This window comes from Rhodopseudomonas sp. RCAM05734 (assembly GCF_052658035.1).
Map to the genome: position 1 here is coordinate 571,504 of NZ_CP199742.1, position 24,781 is coordinate 596,284.

Sequence of the window (24,781 nt, forward strand, 5' to 3'; positions counted from 1 at the left end):
TGCTTGTCCTTTGCCTGCCGTGAGTCCGCGCGCAGACCGTCTCGCGCGACCGACAAGCGCGCCCGGGAAACGAGAATCGTTCGCGCCCGCAGTCGCTCAAGTTTTAACTGCATTCGATCGTTTAACCTTACCGTCTCATTTCTGTGAGGGCTCCAGGAGTTTCCTCAATTTGAACCTCTGCGCAGCGGTAAACCCGACCCAATCCAAACTGGAGCGGGCATGCATCAACTGACAGAAGACGAACTGAGACGAGCGGCGTTCGGACATCGCAAGGTGACGCCGCGTGTCTGCGTGGCCGACAGCAAGGCCCATATCCGGACGTTTCTCGCCGAAGCGTTGGACGAACTCGGCTTTGTCACCAGCGACTGCGCACGCGCCGACGATTTGCACGCAATTCTCGAGACAGAGCTGCCCGATCTCATCGTCATCGGTCTCTCTGTGAAGGGTATCGAGGCCGGCAGAATCCTTGAAATCCTCGCTGCCGCAAAGTTCGACGGCAAGGTCCTGGCGATCGGCCCGCGCGAGTCGGTCATGCTCGTGGCGGTGCAGAAGCTCGCGGAGGACTACGGCATCGCCATGCTGCCGCCGCTGTCGACGCCGTTCAGCGCCGGCACGCTGCGCGACGCCGTGGCGCTGCTTCTGCCGACCGAGCCGGCGCCGCGCCCGGCAGTGGACGTGGCCGAGGCACTGAAGGCCGGCTGGCTCGAATTGTGGTACCAGCAGAAGATCAACACCCGCACGCTGGCGCCGTGCGGCGCCGAGGCGATGGTTCGGATGCGGCATCCGAACTGGGGCGTGGTCCCGCCGGATTACTTCCTGCCGGACGACAAGGATCCGCATTTCCGCGCGCTGTCGCAGTTCGTAATCTTTCGCGCCATGGAAGACTGGCGCACCCTGCTGGACCACCAGGGCCCCGTCGACCTCTCCATCAACCTGCCGGTCGCCTTTCTCAGGGATCCCCGGGCGGTGCGCGACTTGTGCCGCTGGATGCCGACCGATCCGGCGTTCAGCGGCCTGCTGCTCGAGATCAAGAGCGCCGAAGTGCTGGACAACCTCGATCTGGTCATCGACGTCGCCAGGCAGGTTCGGCCGCATAACATCGCGATCTCCATCGACGGCATCGGCGCGGACTGGCCGGCTCTGCTGTATATGGAGACGTTTCCCTTCGTGGAACTGAAGGTGGACCGCACATTCGTCACCGGTTTCGCCGACGACCGGCTGAAGCGGACGGTGTGCAGCCGAATCATCGAACTGGCCAACGGCTATGGCGCCCGCACCGTGGCCACCGGCGTCGAAACCCGCGCCGACTACCTGACCGCCCATGAGTTGGGATTCGGCCTGGTGCAGGGCTATCTGTTCGGAAAGCCGATGGGGGTCAGGAAATTCAGCCGCGCCGCCATGGCCCGTCCGCTGCTGGCGTCGGGCTGAGACGGCGCTAGTCGAACGTCATATCCAGGCACTTGGCGACGTCGGAGCCAAGTCCCGAGGCGATGGTGATGCAGCCGCGAACCTTTCGCGCGGTGTTGTCGCTGGCCCATACCGCATAGCCGCCGTTGCCGAAGAACGAATTGGTATTCGGCGGCTCGGTCTCGGTGGCGTCGAACGAGTAGCTGGAGTCGGTGTCGAAGATGCGCGGCTTTTTAACGCAGCCGCCATCGCTCTGGACGTTGATGATCTCCTTGGCGTCGCGGGTCATCGACAGGCTGACCGAGCAGCGGAAATATTCCGAGGTCTTCGCGTTGAACAGATAGGCATAGGATCGGCAGGTGGCGGTCGACAGCTTGCCGGCGCTCAGCCCCCGGCCGCAGGAAATGCGCTGGTTGCTGACCAGCTTGAAGTCATCGGCCGCCGCCGGCGACAGCCACCCGACCATCGCGACAATCAACCCGTACTTCGCCCGCTGTCGCATCCGAATCATCCCCGACTGTTGCCGGCCGGCGATCATTCGCCGCCCGGTCTGGCCCTGCATCCACGGTAGCTTCCGGCAGCCGCGCCGGGAATGACAGACTCGCCGGTGCACTGCAGGACATCCATCATGCCAACCGTTCGTTATTTGTTCAAGACAGCGGCCGAATTGGCAGCCACAATGGACGGATTGCGCGATGCACGATTGCCGTGGGTTGAAAACCCGCACGAACCATCGGAGATTTGCCGATGGCACCGACACGCGCCCCCCAGCTTGCGGGGGCGACATTTGGAGACACCCGTATGACCAGACCATCGACCATGATGCTTGCCGCCGCGATCGCACTCGCGACGCTGGCAGCCCCGGCCGCGGCGCAGGCGCCGACGCCATGGGTGCTGTCACCCGACATGGGCTATGGCTACGACGCCCAGGGCAAGACGCAGGCCTACAAGATGGGCACCAACAACGCAAAGTTTCTGCTCAAGGGCGCCAAGAAGGTGCCGAAGAACACGCTGTTCTTCATCGGCGAAAACGGCCAGCTCTACATGCGCAGCGGGCCGTTCCTGGAAGACGACGGCAGGTTCAAATTCGGCCCGGGCTGAGCCCGCATGACGACCAGATGACATCGAACGCCTCTCCCGAAGCGGCCGGAGAGGTGTTACAGAGCGCTTCGTTATTTCAGAACAGTTGAAAGCGCTCATGGCCCTCCCAGTTTCCCCGCTCGCCCCCACTGTTGTTCCTGACATGCCGGAGATCGCCGGCGTACGCCTCGCCACCGCCGCAGCGGGCATCCGCTACAAGGGCCGCACCGATGTGCTGCTGGTGGTGCTCGACAAGGGCACCACGGCAGCCGGCGTCTTCACCACATCGAAGTGCCCTTCCGCCCCGGTGGACTGGTGCCGTACCAACCTCAAGGGCGGGCAGGCCCGGGCGCTGGTGGTGAATTCCGGCAATGCCAACGCCTTCACCGGCAAGACCGGCAAGGCCTCGACCAAGCTGACCGGCGCCATCGCGGCGAAAGCGGTGGGCTGCAAGGCCGAGGATATCTTCCTCGCCTCCACCGGCGTGATCGGCGAGCCGCTCGACGCCAGCAAGTTCGACGGCGTACTCGGCACGCTGGCGGACAGCGCCAGCCCCGGTGGCTGGATGGATGCCGCGCGGGCGATCATGACCACCGACACATTTCCGAAAGTCGCCACCGCCACGGTGAAACTCGGCAAGGCCAAGGTGACGATCAACGGCATGGCGAAGGGCTCCGGAATGATCGCGCCGGACATGGCCACCATGCTGGCCTTCATCTTCACCGACGCGCCGATCAGCGCCCCCGCTTTGCAGGCGCTGCTCAAGGCCGGCGTCGGCGACACCTTCAACGCCGTCACGGTCGATGGCGACACCTCGACGTCGGACACCCTGATGATGTTCGCGACCGGTGCCGCCGCGGCGCATGGCGCGCCGAAAATCACCAAGACGAGCGATATCCGGCTGAAGGCCTTCGTCAAGGCGTTGCAGGCGGTGCTCGCCGACCTGGCCGAACAGATCGCCCGCGACGGCGAAGGCGCGCGAAAGCTGATCGAGATCATCGTCGAGGGCGCCACCTCCAAGGCATCGGCGCGAAAGATCGCCATGTCGATCGCCAATTCGCCGCTGGTGAAGACCGCGGTAGCCGGTGAGGACGCCAATTGGGGCCGCGTGGTGATGGCGGTGGGCAAGGCCGGCCAGCCGGCCGACCGCGACAAGCTCTCCATCTCGTTCAACGGCATCCGCGTCGCCAAATCCGGCGCCCGCGATCCGGCCTATGACGAGTCCGAGGTCTCGGCGACAATGAAGAAGGCCGAGATCCAGATCAAGGTCGCGCTCGGCCTCGGCCAAGGCCGCGACCGTGTTCTGACCTGCGACCTCACCAAGGAGTACATCGCCATCAATGGCGATTACCGGTCGTGAGACGCGAGAGCTCACCCCATTCGCTATTGTCATCGCCCGCGAAAGCGGGCGATCCAGTACGCCGTGACGGTCGTGCACGATCCGCGGCTGCGCCGAATGCTGGATCCCCCGCTTTCGCGGGGGATGACAGCACGTATGAGGCGAGCTGCTGCGCTCGCCATCAGGCACGTCCGATGAAACTCCTGTTCGTTGTTGCCGTGGCGCTGGTCGACGCCGACAATCGCGTGCTGATTGCGCAGCGGCCCGAGGGCAAGTCGCTGGCCGGGCTGTGGGAATTCCCCGGCGGCAAGCTGGAGCCCGGCGAGCGGCCGGAGGCGGCGCTGATCCGCGAGTTGCATGAGGAGATCGGCATCACCGTAAAGGAGGCGTGCCTCGCGCCGCTGACCTTTGCCAGCCACGCTTATGACGACTTCCACCTGCTGATGCCGCTGTATATCTGCCGGCGCTGGGAGGGACTTGCGGTGGCCCGCGAAGGCCAGAATCTGGCCTGGGTCCGGGCCAACAAGCTTCGCGACTACCCGATGCCGGCGGCGGACATCCCGCTGATCCCGCATCTGATCGACGTGCTGTAGTTACGGCTTTATCCCCCGCACCGCGTCCGCCAGGCTGGCTTTCGCCGAGCCGGGCCGCAGCGGCTTCTGCTGGCTTTCATGGGGCGCCCAGCCGGACAGCCAGATCACCTCGAAGGTGGCGCGGATGCGGCCGTCGGGATCGCTGAAACGCTCGGCATAGACCGCCGCCATGCGCAAAAGAGTCGCGCGGCGCAGCGGGATGCGGCGTCGTTCGACCAGCACGTTGGTGGCGCCCATCCTGCGCAGATCCTGCATCAGCGCGAAGGCACTGTCGTAGCGCACCACGATCCGATCGACGTCGGTCACCGGCAGCGCGAAACCGGTTCGCTGCAGCAGCGCGCCGATGTCGCGCAAATCGGCGAATGGCGCGACGCGCGGCGACACGCCGCCGTCCAGTTCGGCCTCGGCTGCCGCGAAGGACTGCCTGAGCTCGGTGAGCGTATCGCCGCCCAGCGTCGCCGCCAGCAGCAAGCCGTCGGGTTTCAGCGCGCGCCGGATCTGCGCCAGCACGCCGGGGAGATCGTTGACCGTCTGCAGCGCCAGCGCGGAGACCGCGAGGTCGAGGGATTCCGGCGCCAGCCGCAGGCCTTCGCGCTCGTCGTCGGGCACAGCTACCGGCGTCAACGTTTCGATGCGTGCCGCAAGCGCAGCACGGAGTCCCTCGCCGGGGGTGCCGATGTCGGCGGCAGCGGTGAACTTGCGCAGCACCGCCTGCAGGCGATCATCCAGGTCCGCGACGACCCGGTCCAGCAGGAAAGCTTCCGCGCCGAGCTTTGCGGCACGGGCCTGCCGCGACCGCAGCAAGGCACGGTCGAACAGGATCGGAGCGGTATTGGGATTGGCGGCCATGCGGCTTGGTACGCCGGATTTCGGGCCTGTGGCAACGCACTTGAGAGCCGGCATGGCCAAGAGTAGCGTTCGATCATGGACGCCGAAGCTGCATCTTCACGTTCCCTCGCGACGCCTTTGCGCGGCGCGCTGAGGCTGTGCCGGCAGGCATGGTATCACACCGCCCGCGCGGCGCTCGACATCGCGCTGCCGACCTTGTGCGTGGCATGCCGCGAACCGGTCGCTGGCGAAGGCTCTGCGCCACGTGCTGGGCGAAATTGTCGTTCATCGCGCCGCCGTTCTGTCCGCGGCTCGGCATTCCCTTCGTCTACGACCCCGGCCCCGGCCTCTTGTCGATGCAGGCCATCGCCGACCCGCCGGCCTATCAGCGGGCGCGGGCGGCGGTGCGCTATGACGAGGTCGCCCGGACCCTGGTTCATGCGCTGAAATACCACGACCGCACCGACCTGGCGCCGTCGATGGGGCGCTGGATGGCCCGCGCCGGACGGGAACTGCTCGAGGATGCCGACCTGCTGGTGCCGGTGCCGCTGCACTGGCGGCGCGGCTGGAGCCGCCGCTACAACCAGGCCGGGACGTTGGCCCGCGCCATCGCGCGGCATAGCGGCGTGCCGGTGGCTCGCGATGCGCTGCGCCGCATCCGCCCGACCGAGCACCAGGTCGGGCTGTCGCGCGCCGAACGCGCCAGCAACGTCCAGGGCGCCTTCCAGGTGGCGGTGGACCGCCGCCCCGAGATCCAGGGCCGCCGGGTGATCCTGATCGACGACGTGCTGACCTCCGGCGCCACCGTCGACGCCTGCGCACGGGCATTGCTGCGCGCCCACGCCCGCCAGGTCGACGTGCTGGTGTTTGCGCGGGTTGTGGACGCCCTCAAAGCTCCCATATAATCAGGGCATTATTCACAACAGAGCGTGCGCCATGACCGCTGCCGTCGAAATCTACACCCGTCCGGGCTGCGGCTACTGCAGCGCAGCGATCTCGCTGCTGAACCGCAAGAAAGTGGCGTTCACCCATTACGACGTGGCGACCGATCCCGATAAGCGCCAGCAGATGTTCGATCGCGCCGGCGAGGGCTCGACCTTCCCGCAGATCTTCATCGACGGCCGCAACATCGGCGGCTGCGACGATCTCTACGCCCTGGACCGCGAGGGCCAGCTTGACGCCATGCTGGCGGGCGAAAAGGCCAGTTCATGACCGATCTCGCCTTCAATGCCGCCATGGTGCAGATGCGCACCGGCCTGCTGCCCGAGCATAGCCTTGTGCAGGGTACCGCGCTGATCCGCGAGGCCGCCGCGGCCGGCGCCGACTACGTGCAGACTCCCGAGGTCAGCAACATGATGCAGCTCAACCGCACCGAGCTGTTCAAGCATCTGGCGACCGAGGAGAACGACGCCTCGCTGAAGGCCTATCGCGCGCTGGCGGCCGAACTGAAAATCCACCTGCATGTGGGGTCGCTGGCCGTGCTGGCGACGCCGGACCGCGCCGCCAACCGTTCGTTCCTGATCGGACCGGACGGCCAACTGCTGGCGAGCTACGACAAGATCCACATGTTCGACATCGACCTGCCGAACGGCGAGAGCTACCGCGAATCCGCCAATTACCAGCCCGGCGAGAGCGCCGTCATCTCCGACCTGCCGTGGGGCCGCGTCGGCCTCACTATCTGCTACGACGTACGCTTCCCGGCGCTGTACCGCGCGCTGGCCGAGAGCGGCGCGGCGTTCCTGACCGTGCCCTCCGCCTTTACCCAGAAAACCGGCGAGGCGCACTGGCACATCTTGCTGCGCGCCCGCGCCATCGAGAACGGCTGCTTCGTGTTTGCCGCCGCCCAAGGCGGCGTGCACGAGAACAAGCGCGCCACCTACGGCCATTCGCTGATCATCGATCCCTGGGGCAAGGTGCTGGCCGAAGCCACCGGCGCCGAGCCCGGCATCATCATGGCGCGGATCGATCCGGCCAGAGTGACCGAAGCGCGGGCTTCGATTCCGTCGCTGCAGCACGGCCGCCGTTTCGGCGTCACCGACCCCAAGGCCGGCCCGGACTATCTTCACCTCGTCCGGGAAGCGACATGATCCGCTACAACCTGCGCTGCGACCGCGGCCACGCGTTCGAGAGCTGGTTCCAGAGTTCGTCGGCCTACGATTCGCAGATCAGGCGCAAGCTTGTGAGCTGTCCGTCCTGCGGCTCGATCAAGGTCGAGAAGGCCATCATGGCCCCGCAAATCGCCCGCAAGAAGAAGGACGGCGCGCCGGCACCTCAGCCCGAGGCGACCACCGAGGTCAGCACCGTGCCCGCGACTCCGCTGATGATGGCGCAGGAACGCGAGCTGCGCGCCAAGTTGAAGGAATTGCGCGACCACGTCACCAAGAACGCCGACAATGTCGGCGAGCAGTTTCCCACCGAAGCGCGCAAGATGCATTACGGCGACATCGAGCATCGCCCGATCTATGGCGAGGCGACGCCCGACGAGGCGCGTTCGCTGATCGACGAAGGCATCGAGGTCTCGCCGCTGCCGGTGCTGCCGGAAGACCGCAACTAGACAGAGCGCATATGCCCCTCACGGTGAGGAGGCGCCCTTGCGCCGTCTCGAACCATAGGGTTGAACGGCCCATCCTTCGAGACGCGGCGAAGACGCCGCTCCTCAGGATGAGGCCTGGAAAGCGCAGAGTGAGCCGATCATGAACGCCGAGACCTTCTCGACCTGGCAGGCCTGGGCACTGCTGTCGGCAGTGTTCGCCGCGCTGACTGCGATCTTCGCCAAGATCGGCGTCAGCGACATCGATTCGGATCTCGCCACGTTCATCCGCACCATCGTGGTGCTGCTCAGCCTGGCACTGATCCTGTTCGCAACAGGCAAGTTTACCTCGCCCGCGGCAATCTCAACAAAGACATGGGTGTTTCTGGTGCTGTCCGGACTCGGCACCGGCGCGTCGTGGCTGTGCTATTTTCGCGCGCTCAAACTCGGACCGGCGTCGCTGGTAGCGCCTATCGACAAGCTAAGCGTCGTACTGGTGGCACTGTTCGCCGTCGTCTTCCTGGGCGAGCGCCCCTCCTTGAATGGCTGGCTCGGCATCGCCTTGATCGCGGCAGGCGCCGTCATCATCGTATTCAAGCGCTAGTGTGCATTGCAGGCTCGCCGCCATCGCGGCCGACCCGGTGAACTAGGCACGTTTCCGGATGCTGCGCCCCAGCGTGACGGACGGCAGCTCCCCGAAGGCCACGCGATAGTCCCTTGCAAAGTGGCCGAGGCTACTGAAGTTGCAGGCGATCGCGACCGCCGTCACGGTGACGGAGGACGATCCTGCATCCAGCATCGATCGCGCTTGTCGAAGGCGAACCTGCTTGACGAACTCGCGCGGCGAATATCCACGATGAGCCGAGAAGGCCCGCGCCAGCGTTCGCGCGCTGACGCCGGTCAGCCGCACCAGATCCTCGATTTCGATCGCACTGCGCCAGTTGGCTTCGATGAATTCCTCGGCGTACCGGACATGCCAGGGGGCGCCATTGCGGCTATCGCCATCCAGCAGATGATTGAAGCCGTGCCGCGTCGCGGCGAGGAAGGCCACCACGATTGCCTGCTCTAGTTCGCGCAGAACTGCCGAAGGCATCGCGCCATCTTCCGCATTGAATTCGGCGCAGCAAAAACCCACCAGCCGCAGGAGCGCCTTCGCGCGGACGGATTCAGTATCAAATGCTTCATGGAAAAGCAGATCGCCTTTCGGCAGCGTCCCTGTCAGCGCCGCGAGCTTCCTCTTCATGGCATCGCGTTCGATGCGCAGCACGAGTTGCTCATAACCGGCGCCAAACGTCAGATTGGCAACACGGCCCGGTGACGAGATGCAGCCCTGCCGTGCGGTGACGTCCACAGTTTCACCGTTGACCGTCGTGGCCGCACGCCCCTTGAGGTTGATCTGCAGACGCGCAAAATCAGCCTCTGGAAACTCCGCCGATGCCTCCGAATGATAGGCGCAGAACGCCAATGTCAGGTAATCGAGATTGACGCCATTGCTGCGCGCCTCGAAAGCCGGCCCCTTCGTCGATGCGGCAAACCCGCTGGCTCCGAATCGAGCGAGCATTTCATGCCGCATTTCATCCGGCTCGCGCGTGTGAATCAACGGATGACGATGGAGCGGATCGTCGTGGAATTGAAATGACATGACTGCGTACCATTCGCGATCGATGAAGCAAGCCGAACCTCGGGAAGCAATACCATTCGCGCGGTAAGTCGACCACTCGCAAATGCGAAACAGGACTCCGTAATCTTACGGGTTTTTGGCTGAATTCGAGCGAAACTGTCAATCCACGGATTAACAGGAACTTTTCAAAAACACGGCACTCTCGCCTTGCCTTCGAATCGCGCACCGCACGTCTCAACCGTGTATTTCGACCTAATTCGATCGCAGGATTTCCGGCTGATCAATTACGTGACGCCTTACTACAATTAGAGCTCTTGCAGGACAACCGCTACGAACCGGGAGGCCCTTGGATTATGATGCGACGGAATTTCCCGACCGTATCGCCGGGCGCCCCTCCAATTCGTAGCCAACAAAGATCCATAAATGCCGGACGTCAACTATCCAGCCCCGACTGAGGAAACATACCATGATAACCGATCGTCGTTCGCTAATGCGCGGAGCACTTGCCTGCGCTTGCTGCTTCAAGGCCGGCGCGGCAATGGCCTCGGACGCGCCAGCGCACGGCGGCGCGCCCGCGCACTGGAGCTATGAAGGTAAAACCTCTCCGGAAAAGTGGGGCGAACTGCAAGCGGACTTCAAGGTTTGCCAGCTCGGCCTAGAACAGACGCCGATCGATCTCGCCAGCGCCATCAGAGGCGACGTCGGGACGGTCGACTATGACTACAAGCCGCTGCCTTTGCACCTGATCAACAACGGTCACACCATCCAGGTCAATGCCGATCCCGGCTGCGCCGCCGTGATTGGCGGCACACGCTTCGAACTGCTGCAGTTTCACTTCCATCACCCGAGCGAGCACCTGCTGGCGGGAAAGAACTTCGACCTCGAATGCCACTTCGTCCACAAGTCCAGCAACGGCGCGCTCGCCGTCAGCGGCGTGTTCATCCGGCCTGGCGCGGCCAACGCGGCGCTGAAGACCTTCTTCGACTCACTGCCGGCCAAGGAAGGCCCCGAGGTAAGGGTCAACGGCACGATCGATGTCGGCGCGATGCTCCCCAGGAACGGCGGCTATTTCCGCTACATGGGCTCGCTGACCACGCCGCCCTGCTCGGAAGGCCTGACCTGGACCGTCCACAAGGAGCCCATCGAGGCATCCGCCGAGCAGATCAGGAAGTTTGCCGCCTTGTTTCCGAACAACGCGCGCCCCGTCCAGAAGCGCAACAGCCGTTTCCTGATCGACGCATCCTGAACACGCCTGCGCCCGCTCGTCATCGCGCATTTTGCTATCGAAGGATTTAGACCGTGAGAAAGTTTTCGAAGACTGCCAGTACCACTCCCTCCGGCCTGTTCGGGGTGTTCACCAACCGCAGGATCAACACCAAGATCATGATCGGCTTTGCCGTGGTGCTGGCGCTGACCGCGGTCCTGTCGGTGACGTCCTATCGCGGCTTCAACAGGGTGTCCGAAGGGTTCGCCGGCTTTAACCAGCGCGTCAAGATCGTCGGCATTGCCCGGGAAATGGACCGCGAATTTGTCGCGTTGCGGCGCTTCGTCCGAGAATATTCCGCATCGGGTGAAGAAGCGCTGGTCGAGCCGGCGCAGAAGCAGCGGGAGACGGTCGCGGCGCGGATCGCCGAGGGCCTCGCCCAGGTCAAAAATCCGGAGCGCCGGGCCAAGATTTCCCATATCAACGATGAGTTTCAGCGCTACGGCAAGGATTTCGACAGGCTGATCGGGCTCAAGCGCGAGCAGAACAAACTAGTCGCCGAGGTGATCGATCCGATCGGCCGCAAGGCACGCGCCGAGATCGAGGATTTGCAGTCCATGGCGGTCAGCAAGGCCGGTAGCGCCAACAGTATGGTGGTGGCCGGCGAGGCCTTGAAGCAGTTGATGACGGCCCGACTGAATGTGGAAAAGGTGATCTCGCGGCACGATCAGGCATCCGCCGAACAGGCCGAGAAGGCGCTTGCCAGCCTGAAGGTTGCCATGACCGCCTTCGGCGCAGGCATCAGCAGCGATGACATCCGCAAGGTCTTCACGGACGTCAACGCCAATGTGGTGAAGTACACCGACGCGTACCACAAGGCCGCACACGATGCCCACGAGATCGAAACGCTCGCCAATGGCGAGATGGTAAAACTTGCCCAGGGCATCGGCGACGATGCCGAGGCCGTGAAGGCCAGCGGCCTCGCCGAGGAGAAGCAGATCGAGCACGAGACGACGGAGACCATCGGGTCGGCCGAGAGCCTGATCATGACGCTGGCCGTCGGCAGCATGGTGCTCGGGATCGCGCTGGCGTGGCTGATCGGGCGTGCGATCTCCAGGCCGGTGATCGGCCTCTGCGCCGGCATGCGCGAGCTCGCCGACGGCAATTTCCAGGTGGTGCTGCCCGGCCTCGGCCGCGGCGACGAGGTCGGCGACATGGCGCAGGCGGTCGAGACCTTCAAGGTCAAGGCCGAGCAGAAGGCGCGCGAGGAAGCCGAGGCCAAGATCGAGCAGGACCAGATCGCCGCGGCACAACGCAAGCGGGAGATGATCCAGCTCGCCGATACCTTCGAAGGCGCGGTCGGCAGCATCATCGAAACCGTATCGTCGGCATCCACCGAACTGGAGGCGTCGGCAACGACATTGACGGCAACCGCCGAGCGCTCGCAGGAACTCAGCACGATCGTGGCTGCGGCGTCCGAAGAGGCCTCGACCAATGTCCAGTCCGTGGCCTCTGCCACCGAGGAAATGGCATCGTCCGTCAACGAGATCAGCCGGCAGGTGCAGCAATCGGCCCGGATCGCCGGCGAGGCGGTGTCGCAGGCGGAGAGGACCAACGACCGTATCAGCCTGCTGGCCAGTGCAGCCAACCGGATCGGCGACGTCGTCGAACTGATCAACAACATCGCCGGCCAGACCAACTTGCTGGCTTTGAACGCGACCATCGAGGCGGCGCGTGCCGGCGAGGCCGGCCGAGGCTTCGCGGTGGTGGCTTCCGAAGTGAAGGCGCTGGCCGAGCAGACCGCCAAGGCGACCGGCGAAATCAGCGCGCAGATCTCCAGCATGCAGGCAGCGACCGGCGACTCGGTCAGTGCCATCCGGGAGATCAGCACCACGATCGGGCAGATGTCCGAGATCGCCTCGACCATTGCAGCCGCAGTGGAAGAACAGGGTGCTGCGACACAGGAGATCTCCCGCAATGTGCAGCAGGCCGCACAGGGCACGATGGAGGTCTCGGCGAACATCGGCGACGTGCAGCGCGGTGCCGGCGAGACCGGCTCCGCTTCGTCACAGGTACTCGCCGCGGCGCAATTGCTCGCGACCGACAGCAACCGCCTGAAGCTGGAAGTATCGCGGTTCCTCGATACGGTTCGTGCAGCCTGACGACACCGCAACTCGGTCGGGCGTCTCCGGCGTCAGGGCGGATCGATAGGCCGGCTTTAACGCCGACCTGTCGGACCGCCTGTCGGCGCCCTGACCTGTCAGGGCTTTATAAACCGATAGGCGAAGCGATCGGTCTCGCCCTTGATCGAAGGGTCGAACACCTTGATCGCATGCGGATCGTCCTTTCTTGCGAGCACGGCGCTTTGCGCGTCCAGGCGGAACCCGGCCGCCTCCACCTCCTGGCGAACGGAGGCGGGGTCAATCCGATGCAGCGACTGGGCGTCGCGGGTGTCTGATGCAAAATCTGGCGAATGAGCTTCCTGCACTCGACGCCGATCTGACCAAACGGGTCGCGCGCGGATTTGTCGATTCAACCGAGATCGTTGCGGAGCATTTCAGGGGGTGCGGTTTCACGTCCGCGCGCGCATCGTCTACCGCAGCCGCATTGGTCGCTGCCGTCGAAGGCGCACGTACGATCGCCCGCCTGGAACGCACAGCGGCCATCTTCGAGGCACTGGCGGACGTGAGTGTCCAGGGCTGGGCGGCACCCGAGGCGAGGCCCGGTTCCGAGGTCAGTTCCCGGCGGCGCGGACGGTAATTGGGCTACGGGCTTATGAGTCCCTGGCTCACGCCGCCACCAGCAGCGCCACGCCGATCACGATCAGCACGATGCCCGACAGTTCGCGCAACGACAGCGGCTGCTTGAAGGAAAAATACGCCACCGCCTGCGCGAACAGCACCTCGACCAGCGCCAGCGTGCGCACGTTGGCGGCGGCGGTGAGCGCGAAGGCGAGAAACCAGAATTGCGATGCCGCCGCTCCCATGAATCCGGCCAGCATCGACGGCTTCCACAGCGTCAGGATGTCCTTCAGCACCTTCGGCGCACGCGCCAGCAGGTAGATCGTCAGCACCAGGGTCTGCACGAACAGCGCCAGCACCAATGTGTAGGACGCCGCGGTGACGAACGACACGCCGGGCACCACGATGATGGCGCCGCGAAATCCCACCGCCGACAGCGCGAAGAAGGCGGCGGCGACCAGGCCTTGCAGCGTCGGCTTGATGCTACCGAGCTCGCGGGCGGCGCCCGGCCGCAGTGCGGTGACCACCACGCCGGCGGAGGCGATCAGGATGGCGATCACCTTCAGCATGGTCAGATGATCGCCGAGAAACACAAAGCCGAAGATCGCAGCCTGGATCGCCTCGGTCTTGAGATAGGCGGTGGTGACCACGAAGGAGCGGTCGTTCATGGCGGCCAGCATCAGGCCGGTGGCGGCGATCTGGCTGAGCGCGCCGAGCAGCAGCCACGGCCAGAACGCCGCGCCCGGCCAGGGAATGGCGTCGCCGGTGGCCACCAGCACGACGGCGAAGAACAGAACCGAGAACGGGAAGCCGAACAGGAAGCGGATATTGGTGGCGCCCCAGGTGCCGAGCGGCCCGGTCAGCGAGCGCTGCATGGCATTGCGCGCGACCTGGCCGAGCGCGGCGATGATGGTGAACGGGATCCACAGGGACGCGATGCTGAACATGCGCGTGGTGTGCATGGCCGGAATCCGGCGGTCAAGCGGCGCCACGGTATGGCGGCAATGCGACCTGGATCGCGGCGCCCGGGCGCCCGGGGCCGGCCTGAAACAATTCATTCACCAACGAAGCAAATTCACCGCGCGACGAAACACTTCCGGAAGCTGACGCCATCGGGCGGAAACCAGTTGCGGATACTCATCGAACAACGGGAAAACCGGGAAGGCGGCAGGAGGCCTCCATGAATCACTCAATTCACAGCGCGGACCGTAGCACCCACCTGAAGATCGTGATCCTGGCCCTGGTGGCCGGGGGCATCCTCGCCGCCTTCGGCTTTGCCGCCCACGACGGCGCCGCCGATGGCCGCACCCAGACCGCCCGGGTCATGAAGGCCGGCAAGCCGGTCGTGTTCACCAGCTCGGACGTCGTCGCGACCCGCTGATTCCGAACGCGCTTCGGGCTCAATGGCCTTTCCGGCCAACCCGGGAGCCCGGCGCATCCTTGATCCCGGGACTGATGGCCAGCGAGGCGCCGGCGACACCGCCAGCCTCATAGGCGGTCATCGAAACCATGCGGCTTGAGCTGCGCTGCGTTTTCAGTTTCAGGTCGAGTCGTTCGAATTCGGCGTCGACCACCGAGGTTTTCAGCACCACGAGCCCCCGCCCGGTGCTTTGATTCACCGCATCGCGGCTGGCCTTCATGGCGGTCAGCTTGTCGGCGATCGAGGCGACCATCCCGAGTGAGAACGAGGCATTGGCGAGATGCCTTTCATTGTGCCGGAAGTCGGCATAGGCAGCCGAGGTCTTGAAGCGGCCAAGCTCGGCGCGAACGGCGGCGTCGATCAGTTCGGTCAGGTAATGGGCCACCTCAATATCCGAACGCAGGCCGAAATAGACATAGCTGCTCTCGCCGGCCGGGCTCTTCTCGCGCCAGACCCGGCAATCGCAGAAATTGGCGATGGACCCGATACAGTCGTCGAGCGGAATGCGTTTCTTGCGGTTGGTCTCGAAGCTGCGCCGCTCGCAGGTGGCGGCGCGGATTTCCACATCCGACAATGACAGGTCATAGCGGTCCAGCAGTTCGGCGACCTTGGCTGCGGCGGACAGCGCCTCGTCCTCGGTGCAGCCATTGTCGATGGTCTTGGCGCGCAGCGCCTGGATGCGCGTCTTGAGCTTGTCGAGCGCGGCAAGATTGGTCGGCTGATCCACTGAGACGGCACCCCGGCAAGCCCGCCTCAACGATGGTGCGGCGGGTCGAAGTCCGTAGCATCGCCATCCCGCGAACTCCAGAGTGCCGGAGGCGCGCGGATGCGCCCCTCCTAAAGCGTCTTGAGATACTCGATCAGCTCGTAGCGCTCGTCGTCGGTCAGGGTGCGGCCGATGACGCCTGGCTTGCCCGGACCCGGCGTGCCCTCCAGGGAGTGGCCGAGCACGCTGTTGCCACGAATCGCCGATCCGTCGGATTTCGTCGTTGCAAAGCGGGTTTCACCCTTCTTGCAGCTCGCCGTCGCGCCGGCCGCGACGCGAAAACCGACCTGCTGCGGATCGAAGTCGCGCTCGCCGATGCAGAACGCCGTCGGCCGCTCCGCCGCCGGCTTGAGCAGCCAGTACAGCGAGGGCACCGAGCCGTTATGGAGGTAGGGCGCGGTGGCCCAGACGCCATTCAGCGGGCGTGCGCGATAATGCGGGGTCGACACCGGATTGGGGCAGTTCTTGAGCGGACCCCATAGTTCGGAGAGTTGCGGATCCTTGATCCCCCTATCCTCGATCCATTTGTCGCTGAGCTTGTTCACAGCGATCATCAGGCCGATCGCGAAGGACATGTCGGTGGTGGAGGTCGAGGTCACGCCGGCGCATTCCCAACGTGCGCCGATGTCGCGCGCCGGCTGCATGTCGAGGAAGCCCGGCACCTTGACCTGGCGGGTCAGCAGCACATCGGCCTGGGCGGTATCAGTCCCCATCTCGGGCTTGATCACCGGCTTCAGCACCTTGCTGACCGGCTTGGGCGCAGCGCCGACGGTCAGCCAGCGGTCAGACGACCAGACGCTCTTGTCGGGGAATTGCGTATCGAAGGCGGGATCGTTGACCGGTCCGAGATGGCACTCGGCGCAGATCGCCGCATAGAGCGCGCGGCCCTTGCCCAGCTTGGCCTGATCGATCTTCCACGCGGGATCGTCGGGGAACAGATGCGCCGGCCATTTCGGCGGCGCCAGCCCGTTAAAACCCTTCGGCGTTTGCGCGAACGGATCGGAGCCGCGCAGCATCTCCTCGATGCGCACCAGGTTCTCGATCGCCACCGAGGATCGAAACAGGTCGCTCAGCGGCGCGTTCGGCGAAAAGTTGACCAGCGCGGTGACACCCATGGCCTCGCCGGCGTTGCGGATCAGCGGCTGTTCGATCGAGCCGTCATATTGCGCCCACAGCAGCCAGGGCACGGTCCAGACCGGCGGGAAACTCACCGGCGCATCGTTGGCGTGGATGTTCTGCTCGTAGCCCTGCAGACCGTTCTGGATCAGGTTGGTGAAGAACACCTGGTTGCCGATGCGGTTGAGCGCGTCGAGCCGCCCGTTGCCTTCCTCGGTGTTCTCCTGGTGCTTCTCCTCGAGCGTCTTCTCTGTGAGCTTGACCAGTCCGATCAGATCGTCGCCGATCGACGTCAGATTCTTCTCCAGCTTGTCGCGCTCCTCCTTGCCGGCGTCGGGACCGAGAACCCGATCGGCGAAACGCTTGAAGCGACCGGGGACGTGCAGCGTGTAGGCGATCGACAGGCCAGTCACGAGCTCGAGCTTGCGCAGGTCGACCATGGCCGGGCCGCCGTCGAACCGCACGCTGACGCCATTGTAGCGGATCGATCCGGCGTGACAGGCGGCGCAGGTCAGCCCGATCCGGTCGGGATCGCGAAAGCCGGTGGTCGGATTGGTGCCGCCGACCATCCGCGCGAATCCGACCGGCAGACCGTCGAGGTTGTCGGCCGGCAACGGCTTCAGGCCGGCGACGGTTTCAGGTGCCGGTTTGGCATCGGACGAGGCGGGATAGCCAAAGCGGCGCAGGGTCGCTTCGTCGACGCGGACCGATTTCGGACTCGGCATGAAGCCGAAGCGTTCGAGATAGCCGCTGTCGGCGACCAGGCCGGGCCGGCCGAGCAGATGAAGCACCGGCTGCTCCAGCGCGATGAACCAGTTATACGGCACAGGAAATGTCGCGGTGCCCTGGCTGGCATGGTGAAACCAGTGCCGGTCGTCGGTGGTCCAGTTCTGGTCGAGCCAATACGCCGCCTTGATCGAAACGCGATCCGGCAATGGCGGCGGCAGAAGTTGCGCAAGCTTGGCCGGCAGGATCGCCCGCACTTGGTCGGGAAATGCTGCGACGGCGACGATCAGGGCGCCGACAAGCACGACCAGCCCGAGCGCAGCCGTGACCAGCTTGCGGACCACACCAGCCCCTTGTTTGGCGGGCAGCGCGGACAGCCGCGCCGCGATGCGGGCGGGCAGCCGCGTGTCGACGAACAACGTCCTGACTTCCGCCACGCTGAGATAGCGCCCTGCGCCCTCCCCCTTGCCCATGATGTCGAGCAGCACCGGCCATTCGCCCTTCATGAGCAACCGGTCGATCGGACGCCGCGAGCCTTTGGCGCGGTCGAAGTTGGCGTCCATATAGGCGGTGATTTCCTCAGCGGTCAGGCCGCGCTCGGATCCGCCCGCGGGGTCCGGACGGTCCCGGCCAAACTCGGCGAGACGCGCGAGTTCAGCCTCGCTGACATGGGCGTTGGCATCGAGAATGCGCGAACCGCTGCCGTGTTTGTCCAGCGGACCGTCGCGCAGTTCGTCCAGCCGGGCGCCAGACCACATGCTGCGCAACAGGCTGAGCGGGCCGAGTCCGTTGGCGATCAGGGCGATGGGGTAGGTCTTCACACCTGCCAGCCATTTTTTCAGCCCGGTTGCGCCGGTCGCGGCCTCGACCGTGCTGCACAAGCGCGACAGCGGCGCCACATGGCCATCGACGACGCCGGCCGTCACCACCGCCCGCAGAAATGGACAAGGATTGTCGGGCGAAACCGCAGGTCCCGGGGCGGACACTTCGGCGGAAGCTATACCGATACGGTCGTCGTGCATGGACCCCATCCTTCAAAACGTCGAACCAGCCGCATCCCAAACGGCGAGCGCGCCCCGCAACAGGCCGATCCGGACAAGCCGTCCTGACTGGCGAATTCACGCGCTTCGGATTTCGTCGCGGAAACGACGCGCTTTGTTCAAGGCAAGCGCGATCATTTTACCTTTTCCCCAGCAATGACCCAACTTGAGGTTGCAATTGTTTTCCCGGATTTCCGGACAAGTCAACTGAACGAAAACAGACGCGTGAACATTGCCTGCCGCGACCCGGCCGCGGGTGCCGCAGATCACCGGTCCGGCCGGATGCGATCGTGGTCAGGACTCCGCCGCGCGCTTTGCAGGGCCAACCAGCGTGAGCCTGTTCAACGGCACGCCGGCCTTGAGCAGCCCGTCGCGATAATGGGCGGTGTCGGCGGGATTCTTCCAGCGGAAATTCCGGAGGTGGCGTTCAACGGTGAAGCCCGGAAAGCTGTCCTGCAGCAGTTCGGCGGCCTTTGCCGCCTCCTCCATGCGCTCCAGTTGCGCCAGCGCCGCCGCCCTGACCCCAAGCACCTGCATGTGGCTCGGGTTGAGGTACAGCGCCTCGCGGGCCCACGACAAGGCAGCGTCATATTGTCCCAGCAGATAATGGCTGAACGCGTTCAGCGCCGGCCATTGATAGCGCGGGTCGCTGTTGCCGCGCTGCACGGCCTGGGAAAACAGTTCGATGGCCTGCCGATGCTCGCCCACCATGAAATGGCATATCCCGAGAATGCCGCGGGCGCCCATGTCGTAGGGGTTCAGTTCCACCGCCTTTTTCCCGGCATTGAGGGCGGTGTCGTAGTTGCCCTGCATCGCATGCACATAGCCGAGCAGCCCGAACGCGAATGAGGAGCGGGGATCGAGCCGGACGCTGCTTTCGGCGAGCTCCATGGCCTCGGTCCACAATTCGCTCGTGCTCCGGATCCATCCGAACTGCACGCCCTGCACCAGGATCGTGGCAAGATAGGCGCGCGCGATGGACAGGCCGGGATCGAGCGCGATGGCCTCCCTGAACAGGCCGATCGACGCCTCGTAGTCCGCCTTGGTCTGCTGGTAGTAGTGCGACAGCCCCTTCAGAAAACGATCCCACGCGGTCAGATCAGCCGACGACGACCGGGCCGGGGCGGAGGCTTCGGCGCGGTAGATCTCCGGCGCCAGCGCGGCCGACAGGTGCGTGGTGATTTCGTCCTGCATCGCAAAGAGATCGCCGATGTCGCGGTCGTAGCGACCGGTCCACAACTGCTCGCCGTTCTCCGGTGCGATCAGTTCGGCAGTCACGCGGATCTTGGTCCCGGCGCGCCGCACCGATCCCTGGATCAGATAGGTGGCGTCGATTTCCCGCGCGATCAGCCGCGCACTGAGGCTTTTGCCCTTGAACGCGAAGGTCGAGTTGCGGCTGAGCACCCGATAGAATGACTGCAGCGACAGCGCATGGATCAGATCTTCGGTGAGCCCGTCAGAAAAATACTCGTCGGCGCTGTCGCTGAGGTTGACGAAGGGCAGCACGCCGACGATCGCCGTACGATATTGGGCCGGCAGGCTCGACGTGTCCCTGAGCTCGCGATGGCGCGCCTCCGAACCGTCCGGCGCCCAGGTCCAGACCCCGACCGGCTCGGTAATGTTCTTGAAGCGATGCGTGCCGGCGTCGACGAGGGCGATGCCGAGGTGCTTGCTGGCCTCGTGATAGGCTTTTCCCGACACGGCCACGCCACCCGGCACGGCCACCGACTCGAGCCGGGCGGCGATATTCACCCCGTCGCCGAACACCTGGTCGTCCTCGACCACCACATCGCCCATATGGACACCGAGGCGAAAGTGCATGGCGCGGTCTTCGGGGAGATGGTGGTTGCGCTCGGCCATCAGCGTCTGCATGGCAACGGCAGACTCGATCGCTCCGACGATGCTCGGGTATTCGAGCAGGAAACTGTCGCCGGCGGTGTTCACGATCCGGCCACCGTGATTGAGGATGACCGGATAGAAAGCGGCCTTGTGGGCCTTCAGGGCGGCGAGCGTGCCGGCATCGTCGGCCCCCATCATGCGGGAGTAACCCGCGACGTCAGCGCAGACGATGGCCGCTAGCCGTCTCTCCATCTCCCGTGCTCCTGAACATGCGGATACCACGGTACGTGGCTGGCAAACCAATTCCAATGGTTTTGAGGTACCGACCCGGCGCCCCTAAACTAGCGCTGGATACCACGTTGGCGCAATCCGCTTGTGCTGCCATGAACGTGGTGGATCGGCGCTTCGGCGCCAGCCTGAAAGAAGTATTAACGAGTAGCGGTGCATTCCATTATCTAGCGTTGAGCTGCGCCAATGAGGATTTGACCATGATACGCCGATCCCTCGCCATCCTCGCCGCCCTGTCATCCATGATCGGCGCGGCACATGCGCAGGGGTTGCCGGCGCACATGGCGCCGATCGCCGGCCGCACCACAACCACCCCCGCGGAGATCGCGACCGCCAACACGCTGGCGCTCAACACCGGCATGTTCGAGCTCTACGGCAACGCCGCCAAGATCTTCCAGAAGAACATCCTGAGCCAGCACCCGGTGATCCTCGGCATGTTCTCCGGCGCCGGCGGACGCTTCACCCTGTTCCGCCCGAACCAGCCGCCGCTCGAGGCGCCTCAGGTGCCAGTGGTCTATCAGTTGCTGAAGTCGGCCGGCCATTCGGCCATGGCGCTGGCCGAGGTGGTCGGTCCGTATCTCGACAATCCCGCCGACACCTCTTGGCGCGCGCCCATGCTGGCCTATCGCAGCCGCATGCAGGCCGCCATCGAGACCCTCGATGCCACGCCGATGCAGGCCGAGTGGCGCGGCACCGTGCGCAGCATCCTGACCGCCAACCTGGCTTTCATGGACGACTGCATCGCCAAGAACACGGTGTCATACGCAGCGCTCGAGGCATTCAGCAGGAAACAGGCGCCGGATCTGGCCAAGGTGGTGAGCTGGGCCGCGCAGACCCAGGTCGCTCACTGGATGGAAGTGCTGGCCGGCTGGAAGGCGATGCTCGGCGCCGACTGGGACAAGACCTACGCGGCCTCCAACACTATCTATGTGGCGCGGCAGAACAACGTGTTGTTCAGCGTGCTGGCGCAATTCTTCCCGCCGGAAGCGATCAACGACCGGCTGCTGCTGATCGAGACCATCGCCTTCACCACGACCCAGACCGACATGCTGGAGTCCCTCACCCGCATCATCGCGGACCGTTCCGTGGGTGCGCTGTTCTTCGGCAACTATCATTTGATGGACTACGAGCTGATGGGCGGCGACGCGCGCCTGGCGATCATCGCCGAAACCGCCAAGCGCGGCATCAAGACCAACCTGCCGCCGGCGGTGCCGTTCGGCTCGCATCAGTGGCCGGCGCTGATCACCGAAGGTCCCGGCCCGGCATCGCTTGCGGATCTGAAATAGCCTGTGGCTTGCCGCGCTCGCCAGCAGACGTCCTGATCCTGAGGAGCGGCCGTCTTCGACCGCGTCTCGAAGGATGCGACAAACGCTTCATGGTTCGAGACGCGCACCAAACGTTGCGCTCCTCACCATGAGGACCGTGAAACTGGAACATCCGAAGAAGCGTCAGACGCCTTCGGCCACCACCATGTAGTTGACGTCCAGGTCGGACGACAGGCTCCAGCGATCGGCGAGCGGGCTGTAGACCACGCCGGACTGTTCGGTGATAGCCAGCTTGTTGCGCGCCAGGTGATGGGTGAGTTCGTCGGGGGTGACGAACTTGTCCCACTGATGGGTGCCGCGCGGCAGCCAGCGCAGCACGTATTCGGCGGCGACGATGCCGAGCGCAAAGCTCTTCCAGTTGCGGTTCAGGGTGGAGACCACCATGAGCCCGCCGGGCTTCAGCATCAGCGCACAGCGGTCGAGGAAAGCGCCGACATCGACCACGTGCTCGATCACTTCCATCGCCAGCACGATATCGAAGCGCTCGCGCGGATCCATCTCCTCCACCGTGGTGCAGCGGTAGTCGATCGACATCTGCGCCCTGTCGGCATGCAGTTTGGCGACGGCGATGTTGGTCGCCGAGGGATCGATGCCGATCACCTGGGCGCCGAGCCGGGTGAACGGCTCGCACAACAGACCGGCACCGCAGCCGATATCGAGCATACGCAGGCCCGCCAGGCAGTTCAGGCTTTTGACGTTGCGTTCGAACTTGCGGCAGGCGGCATCGCGGATATAGGTCAGGCGCAGCGGATTGATCTTGTGCAGCGGCGCCATCTTGCCCTTGGGATCCCACCACTGCTCGGACAGCTTCGAGAATTTTGCGACTTCGGCAGGATCGACGGACGCTGATGCGGCGCTGGGAGAAGCTGATTGCATGGACATGGCTTGAGCCCGTTATTCCTATCGCGCGGTAATGTGACTGCGGAACGCCAATGGAGAAGCAATCGTTCGGATGATCAGCTCGGCGTCGCCCATGTTTTCAATCGTGACGTCACCATAGTCCAGGATTCGTCCCATGATGCCCTGATTGACGTTAACGCTGGCGACCTTATCGATGCTGATCTCGAAGGTTTTCCGCGTGATGAAGCCTTCCTTGTGCACCACCCGCAGGTTGGTGACATCGGTCTCCGTAGTCCAGCGTCGGAACCAGGCGCGCATTGACCAGTACAGCGCAACCAGCGCCACCACGGCCGAGCAGGCCAGGCAAAACAGGATCAAACTCTCATTGAGCGTGTATCGCGTCGCCACCAGCAAGGCTGCGGCTGCGATCCACGCCGCAATCGCCCACCCATAGACAACCCAATGCAGACTGCTGGAATACAGCACTTTCTCGCCCGGCTGCAGGATATCGTCGATATAGCGCCCCATAACCGATCCAGTTGCCTTTTCTCGATGTGTTCCAGGCGTCGCGGACCCCGGGTTGCTTGCCCCCCGTGGCGCCGTTATGTATACGCGCCTTTTCGCCACCGCGTCTGCGTGGGCGGTATCTTTACCCGCAGTTCTCAGGGAATGCACCAGTCGTCATGGGTCGCCTCGTCATGAAGTTCGGCGGCACGTCCGTCGCCAATATCGACCGCATCCGCAACGTCGCCCGTCACGTCAAGCGCGAGGTCGACGCCGGCCACGACGTCGCCGTGGTGGTCTCGGCCATGTCCGGCAAGACCAACGAGCTGGTGGCGTGGTGCAGCGAGGTCTCGCCGCTGCACGATGCCCGCGAATACGATGCCATCGTCGCCTCCGGCGAGCAGGTCACCGCCGGCCTGCTGGCCATCGCGCTGCAGACCATCGGTATCCAGGCGCGCTCCTGGCAGGGCTGGCAGATCCCCATCAAGACATCCGACGCCCATGCCTCGGCGCGAATCCTGGAGATCGACGGCTCCGAGCTGATCGACCGCTTCAAGGCGCGCAAGGAAGTCGCAGTGATTGCCGGGTTCCAGGGCATCAATCCGGACACCAACCGCATCACCACGCTGGGACGCGGCGGCTCCGACACCTCCGCGGTGGCGATCGCCGTGGCCATCAAGGCCGACCGCTGCGACATCTACACCGACGTCGACGGGGTCTACACCACCGACCCGCGCGTGGTGCCGAAGGCGCAGCGCCTCAACAAGGTGGCGTTCGAGGAAATGCTGGAACTGGCCTCGCAGGGCGCCAAGGTTCTGCAGGTCCGCTCCGTGGAAGTCGGCATGGTCCACAATATGCCGATTTTCGTGCGCTCAAGTTTCGACAAACCCGAAGACATCGATCCCCACGGCACGCCGCCGGGCACGCTGATCTGCAGCGAGGAACAAATCATGGAAAGCCACGTCGTCACCGGGATCGCCTTTTCCAAGGACGAAGCCCAGATCTCCGTCCGCCAGATCGAGGACAAGCCGGGGGTCGCCGCCTCGATCTTCGTGCCGCTGGCCGAGGCCAACATCAACGTCGACATGATCGTGCAGAACGTCTCCGAGGACGGCAAGACCACCGACCTGACCTTCACGGTGCCGGCGTCAGACTATGCTCGCGCCAAGGAGACCATCACTTCGGCCAAGGCCAGGATCGGCTATGCCCGCATCGACAGCGCCACCGACGTCGCCAAGGTCTCGGTGATCGGCTCGGGCATGCGCAGCCACGCCGGCGTCGCCGCCCAGGCCTTCGCCGCTTTGTCGGAGCGTCAGATCAACATCCGCGCCATCACCACCTCGGAAATCAAGTTTTCGGTGCTGATCGACGCCGCCTACACGGAACTGGCGGTGCGGACGCTGCACACCCTCTACGGACTGGACAAGGCGTAGAAGATTTTTCTTTAAATTATCGGCGTTTTGAGCCGAACGGTGTGTTTCTGCCGGTGGCAGGCGTTTTGCTTGGCAAAACTGGCTTCAATTCGCTATACGGCCAGAGCGGGCGGTCGTTGCGGTTGAGTGGCGCGGTTGCGT

23 protein-coding genes and 2 pseudogenes are annotated in these 24,781 nt (G+C 64.5%); 15 read left to right on the plus strand and 10 right to left on the minus strand.

Translation table 11 applies throughout. From position 1 onward, the window contains the following. The first annotated feature begins 219 nt into the window (after window positions 1-219). Window positions 220-1,428 carry an EAL domain-containing response regulator gene (locus ACUXVA_RS02940; RefSeq protein WP_265081654.1) on the plus strand — a complete coding sequence of 403 codons (1,209 nt, stop codon included), beginning with the start codon at window positions 220-222 and terminating at the stop codon, window positions 1,426-1,428. A 7-nt stretch (window positions 1,429-1,435) separates the two neighbouring features. Here ACUXVA_RS02940 and ACUXVA_RS02945 read toward each other — a convergent pair whose 3' ends face one another. Next, on the minus strand, window positions 1,436-1,909 hold the full coding sequence (locus ACUXVA_RS02945; RefSeq protein WP_413776438.1) for a hypothetical protein: 474 nt from the start codon (window positions 1,907-1,909) through the stop codon (window positions 1,436-1,438). Between the two features lie 299 nt (window positions 1,910-2,208). Between ACUXVA_RS02945 and ACUXVA_RS02950 the strand changes: the two genes are divergently transcribed. From ACUXVA_RS02950 to mutT, 3 genes are all read left to right on the plus strand, one after another. Continuing rightward, window positions 2,209-2,508 (plus strand): hypothetical protein, encoded by a 300-nt coding sequence (locus ACUXVA_RS02950; protein WP_265081652.1) that lies wholly within the window; start codon window positions 2,209-2,211, stop codon window positions 2,506-2,508. A 97-nt stretch (window positions 2,509-2,605) separates the two neighbouring features. After that, window positions 2,606-3,847, plus strand: coding sequence for a bifunctional glutamate N-acetyltransferase/amino-acid acetyltransferase ArgJ (argJ, locus tag ACUXVA_RS02955; protein WP_265081651.1), 1,242 nt, complete (start codon window positions 2,606-2,608; stop codon window positions 3,845-3,847). Between the two features lie 173 nt (window positions 3,848-4,020). Continuing rightward, window positions 4,021-4,419, plus strand: coding sequence for an 8-oxo-dGTP diphosphatase MutT (gene mutT / locus ACUXVA_RS02960; RefSeq protein ID WP_445490760.1), 399 nt, complete (start codon window positions 4,021-4,023; stop codon window positions 4,417-4,419). On the opposite strand, the gene ACUXVA_RS02965 is transcribed toward mutT, so the two are convergent. Next, window positions 4,420-5,268 (minus strand): methyltransferase domain-containing protein, encoded by an 849-nt coding sequence (locus tag ACUXVA_RS02965; RefSeq protein WP_265083542.1) that lies wholly within the window; start codon window positions 5,266-5,268, stop codon window positions 4,420-4,422. A 75-nt stretch (window positions 5,269-5,343) separates the two neighbouring features. Between ACUXVA_RS02965 and ACUXVA_RS02970 the strand changes: the two are divergent. The 5 genes and pseudogenes from ACUXVA_RS02970 (at window position 5,344) to ACUXVA_RS02990 (ending at window position 8,381) form a co-directional block, all read left to right on the plus strand. Next, window positions 5,344-6,152 (plus strand): annotated as a pseudogene (locus ACUXVA_RS02970) (ComF family protein). 31 nt (window positions 6,153-6,183) lie between these two features. Beyond that, window positions 6,184-6,459: a glutaredoxin 3 gene (gene grxC / locus ACUXVA_RS02975; protein ID WP_265081649.1), complete on the plus strand. Its 276-nt coding sequence runs from the start codon at window positions 6,184-6,186 to the stop codon at window positions 6,457-6,459. Beyond that, window positions 6,456-7,334 (plus strand): carbon-nitrogen hydrolase family protein, encoded by an 879-nt coding sequence (locus ACUXVA_RS02980; protein WP_265081648.1) that lies wholly within the window; start codon window positions 6,456-6,458, stop codon window positions 7,332-7,334. Before grxC ends, ACUXVA_RS02980 begins: the two co-directional genes overlap by 4 nt. Beyond that, on the plus strand, window positions 7,331-7,801 hold the full coding sequence (locus ACUXVA_RS02985; protein WP_265081647.1) for a DUF1178 family protein: 471 nt from the start codon (window positions 7,331-7,333) through the stop codon (window positions 7,799-7,801). Before ACUXVA_RS02980 ends, ACUXVA_RS02985 begins: the two co-directional genes overlap by 4 nt. Window positions 7,802-7,940: 139 nt before the next feature. Then, window positions 7,941-8,381 (plus strand): EamA family transporter, encoded by a 441-nt coding sequence (locus ACUXVA_RS02990; protein WP_265081646.1) that lies wholly within the window; start codon window positions 7,941-7,943, stop codon window positions 8,379-8,381. 42 nt (window positions 8,382-8,423) lie between these two features. Here ACUXVA_RS02990 and ACUXVA_RS02995 read toward each other — a convergent pair whose 3' ends face one another. Next, window positions 8,424-9,419 carry an AraC family transcriptional regulator gene (locus tag ACUXVA_RS02995; RefSeq protein ID WP_265081645.1) on the minus strand — a complete coding sequence of 332 codons (996 nt, stop codon included), beginning with the start codon at window positions 9,417-9,419 and terminating at the stop codon, window positions 8,424-8,426. Window positions 9,420-9,936: 517 nt separating this feature from the next. On the opposite strand from ACUXVA_RS02995, the gene ACUXVA_RS03000 reads away from it, so the two are divergent. Together ACUXVA_RS03000 and ACUXVA_RS03005 are read left to right on the plus strand one after the other, a co-directional pair. Beyond that, window positions 9,937-10,644 carry a carbonic anhydrase gene (locus ACUXVA_RS03000; RefSeq protein ID WP_445490764.1) on the plus strand — a complete coding sequence of 236 codons (708 nt, stop codon included), beginning with the start codon at window positions 9,937-9,939 and terminating at the stop codon, window positions 10,642-10,644. Between the two features lie 53 nt (window positions 10,645-10,697). Next, window positions 10,698-12,764 (plus strand): HAMP domain-containing methyl-accepting chemotaxis protein, encoded by a 2,067-nt coding sequence (locus ACUXVA_RS03005; RefSeq protein ID WP_265081643.1) that lies wholly within the window; start codon window positions 10,698-10,700, stop codon window positions 12,762-12,764. A 98-nt stretch (window positions 12,765-12,862) separates the two neighbouring features. On the opposite strand, the pseudogene ACUXVA_RS03010 reads toward ACUXVA_RS03005, so the two are convergent. Continuing rightward, window positions 12,863-13,054 (minus strand): annotated as a pseudogene (locus tag ACUXVA_RS03010) (class I SAM-dependent methyltransferase); the annotation flags it as partial. A gap of 5 nt (window positions 13,055-13,059) precedes the next feature. Here ACUXVA_RS03010 and ACUXVA_RS03015 point away from each other — a divergent pair. After that, entirely contained in the window at window positions 13,060-13,362 is a 303-nt protein-coding gene (locus tag ACUXVA_RS03015; RefSeq protein ID WP_445490767.1) for an LmrA/YxaF family transcription factor, read from the plus strand. Between the two features lie 28 nt (window positions 13,363-13,390). On the opposite strand, the gene ACUXVA_RS03020 is transcribed toward ACUXVA_RS03015, so the two are convergent. Continuing rightward, on the minus strand, window positions 13,391-14,290 hold the full coding sequence (locus ACUXVA_RS03020; RefSeq protein WP_265083541.1) for a DMT family transporter: 900 nt from the start codon (window positions 14,288-14,290) through the stop codon (window positions 13,391-13,393). Window positions 14,291-14,523: 233 nt separating this feature from the next. On the opposite strand from ACUXVA_RS03020, the gene ACUXVA_RS03025 reads away from it, so the two are divergent. Then, window positions 14,524-14,724 carry a hypothetical protein gene (locus ACUXVA_RS03025; protein WP_265081642.1) on the plus strand — a complete coding sequence of 67 codons (201 nt, stop codon included), beginning with the start codon at window positions 14,524-14,526 and terminating at the stop codon, window positions 14,722-14,724. Between the two features lie 19 nt (window positions 14,725-14,743). Here ACUXVA_RS03025 and ACUXVA_RS03030 read toward each other — a convergent pair whose 3' ends face one another. From ACUXVA_RS03030 to ACUXVA_RS03040, 3 genes are all read right to left on the minus strand, one after another. Next, entirely contained in the window at window positions 14,744-15,490 is a 747-nt protein-coding gene (locus tag ACUXVA_RS03030) for a DUF2786 domain-containing protein (RefSeq protein ID WP_265081641.1), read from the minus strand. A 110-nt stretch (window positions 15,491-15,600) separates the two neighbouring features. Beyond that, complete coding sequence (locus tag ACUXVA_RS03035; protein WP_445490769.1) at window positions 15,601-18,393, minus strand: di-heme-cytochrome C peroxidase; 2,793 nt, start codon at window positions 18,391-18,393, stop codon at window positions 15,601-15,603. 312 nt (window positions 18,394-18,705) lie between these two features. Further along, the gene (locus tag ACUXVA_RS03040; RefSeq protein WP_265081640.1) at window positions 18,706-20,502 is read right to left on the minus strand and encodes an adenylate/guanylate cyclase domain-containing protein; all 1,797 of its coding nucleotides are present in this window, start codon (window positions 20,500-20,502) and stop codon (window positions 18,706-18,708) included. A gap of 236 nt (window positions 20,503-20,738) precedes the next feature. Between ACUXVA_RS03040 and ACUXVA_RS03045 the strand changes: the two genes are divergently transcribed. Then, window positions 20,739-21,824, plus strand: coding sequence for a hypothetical protein (locus ACUXVA_RS03045; protein WP_265081639.1), 1,086 nt, complete (start codon window positions 20,739-20,741; stop codon window positions 21,822-21,824). A 162-nt stretch (window positions 21,825-21,986) separates the two neighbouring features. Here the strand turns inward: ACUXVA_RS03045 and ubiG are convergent, their stop codons facing one another. Then, entirely contained in the window at window positions 21,987-22,745 is a 759-nt protein-coding gene (gene ubiG / locus ACUXVA_RS03050; RefSeq protein WP_265081638.1) for a bifunctional 2-polyprenyl-6-hydroxyphenol methylase/3-demethylubiquinol 3-O-methyltransferase UbiG, read from the minus strand. An 18-nt stretch (window positions 22,746-22,763) separates the two neighbouring features. Next, window positions 22,764-23,231, minus strand: a complete 468-nt coding sequence (locus tag ACUXVA_RS03055; RefSeq protein WP_265081637.1) for a PH domain-containing protein — start codon at window positions 23,229-23,231, stop codon at window positions 22,764-22,766. A gap of 155 nt (window positions 23,232-23,386) precedes the next feature. On the opposite strand from ACUXVA_RS03055, the gene ACUXVA_RS03060 reads away from it, so the two are divergent. Then, the gene (locus ACUXVA_RS03060) at window positions 23,387-24,640 is read left to right on the plus strand and encodes an aspartate kinase (protein ID WP_445490773.1); all 1,254 of its coding nucleotides are present in this window, start codon (window positions 23,387-23,389) and stop codon (window positions 24,638-24,640) included. Window positions 24,641-24,781: the final 141 nt, after the last annotated feature.